The sequence below is a fragment of the Streptomyces sp. NPDC002265 genome, assembly GCF_040296125.1.
Classification (GTDB): Bacteria; Actinomycetota; Actinomycetes; order Streptomycetales; family Streptomycetaceae; genus Streptomyces.
Window position 1 is genome coordinate 22,174 of sequence record NZ_JBEOWS010000089.1, and the last position, 6,160, is coordinate 28,333.

The 6,160-nt window shown below is 70.8% G+C and carries 6 protein-coding genes and 1 pseudogene; 3 read left to right on the forward strand and 4 right to left on the reverse strand.

The window, feature by feature from the left end; translation table 11 throughout:
• Positions 1-79: 79 nt before the first annotated feature.
• A complete protein-coding gene (locus tag ABT085_RS17885; RefSeq protein ID WP_351608153.1) occupies positions 80-1,543 on the reverse strand; it encodes a multicopper oxidase family protein in 1,464 nt (487 codons plus the stop codon).
• A gap of 225 nt (positions 1,544-1,768) precedes the next feature.
• Positions 1,769-2,017 (reverse strand): hypothetical protein, encoded by a 249-nt coding sequence (locus ABT085_RS17890; RefSeq protein ID WP_351608156.1) that lies wholly within the window; start codon positions 2,015-2,017, stop codon positions 1,769-1,771.
• Between the two features lie 215 nt (positions 2,018-2,232).
• Here ABT085_RS17890 and ABT085_RS17895 point away from each other — a divergent pair, with 215 nt between their 5' ends.
• The gene (locus ABT085_RS17895; RefSeq protein ID WP_351608159.1) at positions 2,233-2,973 is read left to right on the forward strand and encodes a Type 1 glutamine amidotransferase-like domain-containing protein; all 741 of its coding nucleotides are present in this window, start codon (positions 2,233-2,235) and stop codon (positions 2,971-2,973) included.
• A gap of 95 nt (positions 2,974-3,068) precedes the next feature.
• On the opposite strand, the pseudogene ABT085_RS17900 reads toward ABT085_RS17895, so the two are convergent.
• Positions 3,069-3,323 (reverse strand): annotated as a pseudogene (locus ABT085_RS17900) (helix-turn-helix domain-containing protein); the annotation flags it as partial.
• Entirely contained in the window at positions 3,320-3,628 is a 309-nt protein-coding gene (locus ABT085_RS17905; RefSeq protein WP_351608162.1) for a helix-turn-helix domain-containing protein, read from the reverse strand. The gene ABT085_RS17905 and the pseudogene ABT085_RS17900, both read right to left, overlap by 4 nt.
• 213 nt (positions 3,629-3,841) lie before the next feature.
• Here ABT085_RS17905 and ABT085_RS17910 point away from each other — a divergent pair, with 213 nt between their 5' ends.
• Together ABT085_RS17910 and ABT085_RS17915 are read left to right on the forward strand one after the other, a co-directional pair.
• Positions 3,842-4,300, forward strand: a complete 459-nt coding sequence (locus tag ABT085_RS17910; RefSeq protein WP_351608165.1) for a MarR family winged helix-turn-helix transcriptional regulator — start codon at positions 3,842-3,844, stop codon at positions 4,298-4,300.
• 92 nt (positions 4,301-4,392) lie between these two features.
• On the forward strand, positions 4,393-6,114 hold the full coding sequence (locus tag ABT085_RS17915) for an MFS transporter (protein WP_351608168.1): 1,722 nt from the start codon (positions 4,393-4,395) through the stop codon (positions 6,112-6,114).
• Positions 6,115-6,160 lie beyond the last annotated feature (46 nt).

The following is a 6,160-nucleotide window of genomic DNA, read 5'->3' on the forward strand; positions in this document are numbered from 1 at the left end:
GGGCCGGTCAAGGCCGCCTGAACCACCGCTGGGCGGCCCCGGGCACCCGGCCCGGAGCGCGAGTAGGGCCCACAGGGAGTCAGCGACGCCGGTCCTGCTCCTCGGACTCCGCCGGTCCGACGTAGTCCACGGTCTGCATCATGCCGAGGTCTTCGTGCTGGACCTGGTGGCAGTGGGCGAAGGCGCGGCCGGTGAAGTCCTCGTACTTGACCAGGAAGGTGGCGGACTGGCCGGACGCGCCGCCGGTCAGTCCGATGGTGTCGTGCCAGACCGGCGGATCGAGTCGCTCGCCGTTCCGGTGCGTGAGCAGGACCTGGTTGGTGTGCAGATGGAAGGGGTGACTGTGCGCGGGCACGGACTCGTCGGTCCGGACGGTCCATCGTTCGACGGTGCCGAGGCGCAGGGTGTGGTTGGTGTAGTCGGGGTCGAACAGACCGTAGGCCGGGTCGCGGGTGAGGTCGCCGTCGGGGTCGGAAGCGGGGGTGGCGTTGGTGCCCAGCATGCGGAAGGCGTTGGGGAACGCCCCGGGGAAGACGCGCGCGTCGGCGTGGAAGACCACTTCCCGGTCCGCGTCGGGGTTGGCGATGTCCCTCTCGTCGAGGAACGGCCTGCCCGGCGGGAGCGAGGCCGGCAGCCGCATCGGCGGTTCCATGGACTCCCCGGCCACCACGACCGTCATCAGCGGATCGGGCACCATGGCGGATCGCAGTTCGTACCTGCCGGATGCGCCGCCGCGGATCAGGATGTCGGCTCGGTTGCCCATGGCCAGTTCCAGCGGGTTCCGGGCACGAGGTGCGTCGAAGGTGACGCCGTCCTGGGCGATTTGATGCATCGTCAGACCGTCGTGCTCGCCTACGACCTGGAGGCGCAGGGCGGTGAGGCCGGTCGCGGCGACCAACCGCCACCGCTGGACCTCGCCGGGGCGCAGCGTGATGGTGGGATTGACCGTGCCGTTGACGGTGAAGGTGGAGGGGACGCGGGTCACCCAGCCGCCCGAGGTGAAGGCGGGGACCTTGCCGTCCTCGAGTTTGAGTTCGTTGATGCATACGACGACGTCGGCGGCCTTCTTGATCTCCGGAACCTCGTCGACGTCGCCCTCGACGATGATCACTCCGGCCATGCCTCCGACGATCTGCTCAGCCGTGGATCCGTGCAGGTGCGGGTGGTACCAGTAGGTGCCGGCCGGATGATCGGACGGCACCTGGATGGTCGTCACGTACCGCGGCTCCGCGATACCGGCGGCGGCCTCCTCCGCGGTGCGCGGCGGGAACTCGCGCAGCACGTTGTCGGCCTGCCCGGACGGGGAGACGTGCATTCCGTGGGTGTGCAGGTTGAAGCTGTTGGGGTGATGCGGCGTGTGGGCGTCGCCGCTGTGGGGCGGGTTGGGCGGCAGGCCGTTGATCTGCGTCAGCCGCAGCGTGTCACCGCCGCGCACCCGCAGGGTCGGCCCAGGGATCGTTCCGTTGTAGGTGCGCGTGGTCACCTGGCGGTAGCCCGGGACGGAGACGTCGGTGAGCCGGACGTCGAGCGTCCGCTCGACCACTCCCGACGCCGAGCCCGGCACCCGTCGCGAGGCCCATACGGCAGGCTGCGGAAACAACGTCGCCGCAGCCGCGCGCTGTCGGGCCGCCCCGATCCCCCCGGGCACCGCTGCGATACCGGCTACGGCGATGCCCTTCAGCGCCGCCCGACGCCCAATTCCACCATTTTCGCTCATATCTGAGCAATCTAACCCCACTCGATCAACAGGCTCGGACGGCACACCGGACTACTCCACGGCCGGGTCCTCCTGCGCATGGCGCACCGCCTTCTTCGCGGCCTGCTCGACCTCGTACCGGGACATGGTCACGTCGTCGCGGGCCGCGTACTCCGTCACCGCGGCCTGGAACTCCTCCGCCGCCGTGCGCCAGAGCCTCCACTGCGCCTCGTACTCCTCGCCACCGAGTCCGGCCAGCTTGGCACGCTGGGTCTCGGCGGTACATTCCAGTCTGATCAGGTCATCGGGGACATCAGCCACGGCCTGGGACCCTAGACCGGAAGGGCGTGCGTCCGGCCCCGGCGCGCGGCACGGGACGCGCGCAGCAACCATGTGGGCCTGCGCGGGCGGCCGCCCGACGAACCTCGCATGAGTTGAGGCGCCGTGGATCTGTACGGGTGACGGCCTCGACGGCGCGGAATGTACGACCTGCGGCGGCTCGGGTCCGGCAACCGGCCCCCGCTACGATCATGGGCATGACGGCATTGGAACCGACCATCCTCGCGACCTCCGGTGGGCATCGGGTCGGAGGACGAACCCGGGTCATGTTCGACGCTCTGGTGCACCATGCCGTCGACCTCTCCGGGGTCCATGGCCGGCGCCCGCGCATCATGTACGTCGGTACCGCCATCGGTGACGCCGAGCACTTCGCGTCCCGGATGACCGAGGCCGCGCGGGTGGCGGGATTCGACCTGACGCCTCTTCACCTGTTCCCCATGCCCAATGTCGAGGACGTGGAGGGCGCGGTTCTCGACCACGACGTGGTCTGGGTCATGGGGGGTTCGGTGGTCAACCTGCTGGCGGTGTGGAGGGCACACGGCCTGGACCGCATCATGAAGCGCGCCTGGCAGGCCGGTGTCGTGCTCAGCGGGGTCAGCGCGGGCTCCATCTGCTGGTTCCAGGGAGGCGCGACCGACTCGTTCGGGCCGGAGCTGCGCCCGGTGACGAACGGACTCGGTTTCCTGCCGTACGGCAACGGAGTGCACTACGACTCGGACGAGGGGCGGCGTCCGCTGATGCACCGACTGGTGGCGGACGGCACCGTGCCCGCTGCTCACTGCACCGATGACGGAGTCGGACTGGTCTACCGGGGAACGGAGTTGGTGGAGGCGGTGACCGAAATCCCGGGCAAGGGCGCCTACATGGTCACAAGGAACGGAGACAGGGCCGAGGAGGAGCGGGTCGAACCGCGTCGGCTGACTTCTTCCGCACGATGACCCGGACCGCACCTCAGGCGGCGAAGCCGACGTTGGTGACACCCGGAAGTCCTCGGCGCTGATGCCAGCTGCTCGTCCCCGGCGTCCTCGACCGCCGCCGTCGCCTCGGCGGCCAGTTTGGTCTTCGCTCCCTGAAGGAAGTACGCGTACTTCTCCCGTACTTCGCCGCTCGGGTCCCGTCCGGACTCCCAGCCGGCGACCGTGGACGGGCTGACGCCCAGAGCCTGCGCGAGCTGGGGGCGCGAGAGGTTCAGCCCCTCGCGCAGGGCACGACGCTCCTCGGCGGCCGGCAGCACGGCCTCCTGCCTGGCCGAGGCGAGCAGGGCGTCGATCGCGCCGAAGTCCGTCATCGCTCTCCCCCGTCCCGCAGGGCCGCCGGGCGTGCGCCACCCGCAGGGCGGCCGGGAATCCGGCGGCGTTCCACGGGCAGCGACTCCGCGGCCCCGGTGGGCCCCGCCAGCAGGTCGAGCGCGTCGACGCCGTAGTACGCGGCCACCGCGTCGCAGTCCGCCAGACTCCAGGCGGCCGTGCCGGACTGACGACGGCTCACCTGCGCCTGACTCACCCCCAGGGCAGCGGCGAGCTCGGTCTGCGACTCGCCGGCCGCGTGCAGGAGCGCGGCCACAGCGGACCGTGCACGCTCATCGAGAGTCATACCCACATGGTCAGCGATACCGCTCATGACTCATTTCTCATGCGCTGAACGCATCGTGACCTGAGTGCGCACTCGCACGGGACGCCCGCCGGCACCGTCGGCCCTGCCGACCCTGTCGGTCGCGCAGCACGACGGAGCAACGGCGCGGCCCACGCGCCCGGAACATGCGTCAACACGATTGATTCAAGCTACACACACATGCATAATGCGCCTATGCATAAGCAGGTTATGGACCACGGCGCCGGAGAAGAAGTCCCCGACGACCTCATCAGCGCCGTGGAACTGATGGTTCGCCATGTGCGGCAGAGCGCGACCGCGGGTGGCCTGAGCATCGCCGCCTCCTCCGTGCTGGGCCGGCTGGGCCGAGAAGGCGCCCACCGGCTGACCGAGCTGGCGCGGGCCGAGGGCGTGTCGCAGCCGAACATGACGCAGCTGGTCACCCGGCTGGAGCGGGACGGTCTGGTGCGCCGCACCGCCGATGCCAGCGACGGCCGCGGCGTGCTGGTCGAGGCCACCGACGACGGACTCGCGCTCTCCCGGCGACGCCGCGCCGAACGCATGGACGCCCTTCAGGAGCTGATCGGCGAACTCACCGCGGACGAACAGCACGCCGTGCAGGTCGCGCTGCCCGCCCTGGCCCGCGCCGTCCAGCACCGGCAGAGCCCCGTCTGACCGTCCGACGCCGCCCACGACCTCCGCCGACTTCAGGTCTCGTCCCGCTCACCTCGTGTCGGCTCCTGTCGACGTCCAGAAAGTGATCTCGAATGAGCACTCCGCACCAGAAGGTCGCAAGCCCGTTCAAACAGCCGAAGGCCGTCTGGGCCGTGGCGTTCGCCTGCGTCATCTCGTTCATGGGCATCGGCCTCGTGGACCCGATCCTGCCCGCCCTCGCGAACAACCTCCACGCCACACCCAGCCAGGTCTCGCTGCTGTTCACCAGCTACCTCATCGTCACCGCGGTGGCCATGCTGATCGTCGGCTGGGTCTCCAGCAGGATCGGCGCCAAGCACACCCTCATCGCCGGGCTCGCCGTCATCGTCGTGTTCGCCGCCCTGGCGGGCATGTCGGACTCCATCAACGGCATCGTCGGCATGCGCGCCGGCTGGGGACTGGGCAACGCGCTGTTCATCGCCACCTCCCTGGCCGTCATAGTCGCCTCGGCCAGCGGCGGCTTCGGCGGCGCGATCATCCTCTACGAGACGGCCCTCGGCCTCGGTATCGCCGTCGGCCCGCTGCTGGGCGGCGAGTTGGGAGCCATCAGCTGGCGCGGCCCGTTCTTCGGCGTCGCCGTCCTCATGGCCATCGCGCTGATCGCCACCGTGGCCTTCGTGCCCCAACTGCCCAAGCCGGCCACACGCACCTCCCCCCTCGCCCCGCTGGCCGCGCTGCGCCACCGCGGTCTGCTGACCATGGGGATCATGGCCCTGCTGTACAACTGGGGCTTCTTCACCATGCTCGGCTACGCCCCCTACCCGATGAAGCTCGACGCCCATCAACTCGGGCTGGTCTTCACCGGCTGGGGTCTGCTCGTGGCCGCCTTCAGCGTGTTCTTCGCTCCCCGGCTCCAGGCCCGCTACGGCACCGCGCCCGTGCTCTACGCCAACCTCGTCGGCCTCGGCATCGTCATGGCGGTGATCGCCGCCGGTGTCGGCACCCCGTCCGTGGTGATCACGGCCGTCATCGTCAGCGGCATCTTCATCGGCATCAACAACACGCTCACCACCCAGGCGGTCATGCTCGTCTCCCCCGTCGAGCGGCCGGTCGCCTCCTCCGCGTACGGCTTCGTCCGGTTCATCGGCGGCGGGCTCGCCCCCTACGCGGCCGGAAAGATCGCGGACGCCACCGACCTCAGCGTCCCCTTCTACGTCGGTGCCGCCACCTTCCTGCTCGCCATCCCGGTCCTGGCCAGCGGCCACAAGCTGCTCGGCGCGGCCGAGCGGCGCCCCGCGGAAGCCGCGCCCCTCGCTCCCACCCTGATCCCGGTGGGCGCGCAGGCGGCCCAGGGTGCGGCCCCCGTCATCGTCGCCGTCGGCAACCACCCCGGTGCAGGCGCCGTCGTCGACGCGGCCGCCGGGCTCGCCCGCGACACCAGCAGCGCTCTGGAGATCGTCCACGTGCAGCAGACGGCCGTCGTCGAGGAACAGGCCGTCGAGACGGAGACCGACGAGCAGGCCCGGGCCGCGGTCGCCGCGCATCTGGACCGGCTGGCCGCCGAGGGCGTCATCGCCACGGGCCAGGTCCTGCGCAGCGTCGGCGACCACGCCGCGGCGGGCCGGACGCTGGCCGAGCACGCGGACCGGGTCCACGCACGCAGCGTGGCCATCGGCCGCTCTCCCCGGGGCCCCCTCGCCCAGTTCGCCGACGGCAGCTTCACCACCGCCCTGACCCACGGCGCCCACTGCACCGTCGTCCTCGTCGACCCGCAGCACACGCCCCGCGAGCTCACCGCCGCGGCCATCGCGGAACTGCGGACCGCCTCTCGCTGAGGCGCCACGCCTGCCTGACCGTCACTCGGACGCCGCGCCGACCGCT